The 2,581-nt window shown below is 66.6% G+C and carries 3 protein-coding genes; 2 read left to right on the plus strand and 1 reads right to left on the minus strand.

What is annotated here, in order from left to right:
* Both C100_RS31510 and C100_RS31515 read left to right on the plus strand, forming a co-directional pair.
* Positions 1 to 550: chloride channel protein (locus C100_RS31510; RefSeq protein WP_031308900.1), on the plus strand; the 550-nt coding region annotated here is incomplete at its 5' end.
* 47 nt (positions 551 to 597) lie between these two features.
* Positions 598 to 1,452 (plus strand): glucose 1-dehydrogenase, encoded by an 855-nt coding sequence (locus tag C100_RS31515; protein WP_024018996.1) that lies wholly within the window; start codon positions 598 to 600, stop codon positions 1,450 to 1,452.
* Between the two features lie 79 nt (positions 1,453 to 1,531).
* On the opposite strand, the gene C100_RS31520 is transcribed toward C100_RS31515, so the two are convergent.
* Complete coding sequence (locus tag C100_RS31520; RefSeq protein WP_024018997.1) at positions 1,532 to 1,876, minus strand: UrcA family protein; 345 nt, start codon at positions 1,874 to 1,876, stop codon at positions 1,532 to 1,534.
* Positions 1,877 to 2,581 lie beyond the last annotated feature (705 nt).

The following is a 2,581-nucleotide window of genomic DNA, read 5'->3' on the forward strand; positions in this document are numbered from 1 at the left end:
GCTGGCGCTGGCCGCGGCGACCAGCCGCAACCGCTTCACAGAATGGAGTCGCGCCTATCCCATCCGCTTCGCCGCCGCCTGCGGGCTGGTGGTGGCGCTGATCGGCGTCCTGACCGGCCTGACCTGGGGCACCAGCTATGCGCCGGCCCGCCATCTTATCACCGGTGGTCAGGAACCGCTCTGGTTCGCCCCGGCAAAGTTTGTCAGCACGCTGGCGACCAGCATATCCGGCATCCCCGGCGGCATTTTCGCTCCATCGCTGGCCACTGGCGCGGGTTTCGGCAATTTACTGCGCTGGATGTTCCCGGAACAGCAGGCCAGCGCCGTTGTCCTGCTTGGCATGGTTGCCTATTTTACCGGTGTGGTTCGCGCGCCACTGACTGCCGTGATCATCATTTCCGAAACCACCGGCAGCCGCGGCTTCATGCTGCCGCTGCTGGGCGCGGCGCTGGTCGCCGACGGGGCGGCGCAGCGCATCTGCAAGGAACGGCTCTATCACGGTCTGTCGCGCAATTTCCTCGACCGCGCGAAGGCGGCCCAATCGGGCTGAACAAAGCCGCGCGCGACGTGTTGGCCCTTCATGAAAGGAGAGCCACCATGTCCAGCAGCTATGAAGAAATGATCCGCGAGGACGGCCTGCCCGGCCACGAATCCCGGCTCGATCCCAAACCCGAGTGGGAACCGCGCTATCCCGGTTCCGGCCGCCTCGACGGCAAGGTCGCGCTGGTCACCGGCGCCGACAGCGGCATCGGCCGCGCCGTCGCCGCCCTCTACGCGCGCGAAGGCGCGGACGTCGCCATCCTCTATCTGTGCGAACATGACGATGCGCAAAAAACCGCCGAGATCGTGAAGGCGGAAGGGCGCGAGGCGCTGACCATCGCCGGCGACGTCGGCGACAAGGCGTTCTGCGACGATGCCGTGCGTCAGGTGATGGACCGCTTCGGCCGGCTCGACATCCTCGTCAACAATGCCGGCGAGCAGCATCCCGATCAGGACATTACCGACATTACCGAGGATCAGCTGCGCCGCACCTTCCAGACCAACATCTTCGGCATGTTCTTCCTGACCCAGGCCGCCCGCCCGCATCTCAAGCAGGGCGCGGCGATCGTCAATTCCACTTCGGTCACCATGTATCAGGGCGCCGCGGAACTGCTCGATTATTCCAGCACGAAGGGCGCGATCACCGCCTTCACGCGCAGCCTGTCGGAAAATCTGGTCGATCATGGCATTCGCGTCAACGCGGTCGCCCCCGGCCCGATCTGGACCCCGCTCAACCCCTGCGGCGGCGCGAGCGAGGAAAAGCTGGCGCATTTCGGCGAATCCACGCCGATGGGCCGGCCCGGCCAGCCCAATGAGGTCGCCCCCGCCTTCCTCTTCCTCGCCTGCCAGGACGCCAGCTATATGACCGGCCAAGTCCTGCATCCCAATGGCGGGATGATCGTCAACGGCTGACCGCCGCATCGCCACGAAAAAAGGCCCGGATCAACGCCGGGCCTTTATCGTTGCGCGCCACGGGGGGGGGGGGCAGCTTTCAATTGCCGATCACGCTGCGCGGCTCCTTGCCCGCATCGGCATAGCGTTCGCCGGTTTCGGCGCGGGCGATGGCGGCGGCCACCGGCGCATCGACGTGGCTGATCGCCTTGGCGCGGCAGGCGGACATGGCGGCCAGGTCGGAAGACGCGCAGACCCTGGACGCGGCGCGGGCGATACGGGTGCGCAACTGCTTTTGATGCTCGGCCTTCGCCAGGTTCAGGTCGCCATGATAGACTTCGCGGGTGCGGCCATTTGACTGGAAATCCTCGGCGCTGGCGGAGCCGGCGCTGACGGCCAGGGCCGCGGTGGTCAGGATGGCGGCCAGGGGGATGGAACGGAACATGGGCATATCTCCTCAAAAACTATTGTGACCGGGCCGCCATCGGGGGGCGTCGCGGCTCCGGGGGTGCAGGCGGGAGGGGCCAGAGGTCTTTCAAGGGGTCGGCCCCTGTCCCGCCTGCCCATGTTGTTTACGCCCGCTCGCCGCCCGCCGCGCGTCGGGTTCGACCGGATGCGATCCGCGTCGGCCAACGACACCGGCTTCGACCAATGGCTTGATTGAGGGGGATGAACGGCGCGACGAACGACATGGGCGTCGTGGCAAACGACATGCTGCCGTAACGGAAATGGCGAATCGCATCGACCGGGCGCGGATATGAAGACGCCCCCGGCGCAAGGGATGGCCGGGGGCGTATCCGGGATGCTGTCGGGCACTCCAGGATCGGTGAAACTGGTGCAAGGCAGACGACGCCATCAGCGGTGAACCGTGCCTTAACGTCCCCGATCATAGCCGATGGATGGTGCCCGGCGCTCGCCATTCGATGACTGGCCCTCGCGCGCCGCCGGGCGGCATGGCGGGGAGATCAAGCGCCGATCAGCGCCGACCAACGACATCTGGAAATTCGGAAAATGCAGCAACGACGATGGCGAGCGTTCGCGCAATGAGAATGCCCTATGGCAGCGGCGGCAACCCCGCCGCACCCAGCGCCCGATCGACATAGAGGGCAAAGGCTTCCTCCCGCGCCGGCGCGCGCTGCCGCATCCACGC

Origin of the sequence: Sphingobium sp. C100 (assembly GCF_000508185.1) — a bacterium.
Taxonomy (GTDB): Bacteria; Pseudomonadota; Alphaproteobacteria; order Sphingomonadales; family Sphingomonadaceae; genus Sphingobium.

What these genes read in the sequence shown, in the direction of transcription:
- C100_RS31515 (WP_024018996.1), top strand. Translation starts at nt 598, where the DNA reads ATGTCCAGCAGCTATGAAGAAATGATCCGCGAGGACGGCCTGCCCGGC.
- C100_RS31520 (WP_024018997.1), bottom strand. Translation starts at nt 1,876, where the DNA reads ATGTTCCGTTCCATCCCCCTGGCCGCCATCCTGACCACCGCGGCCCTG.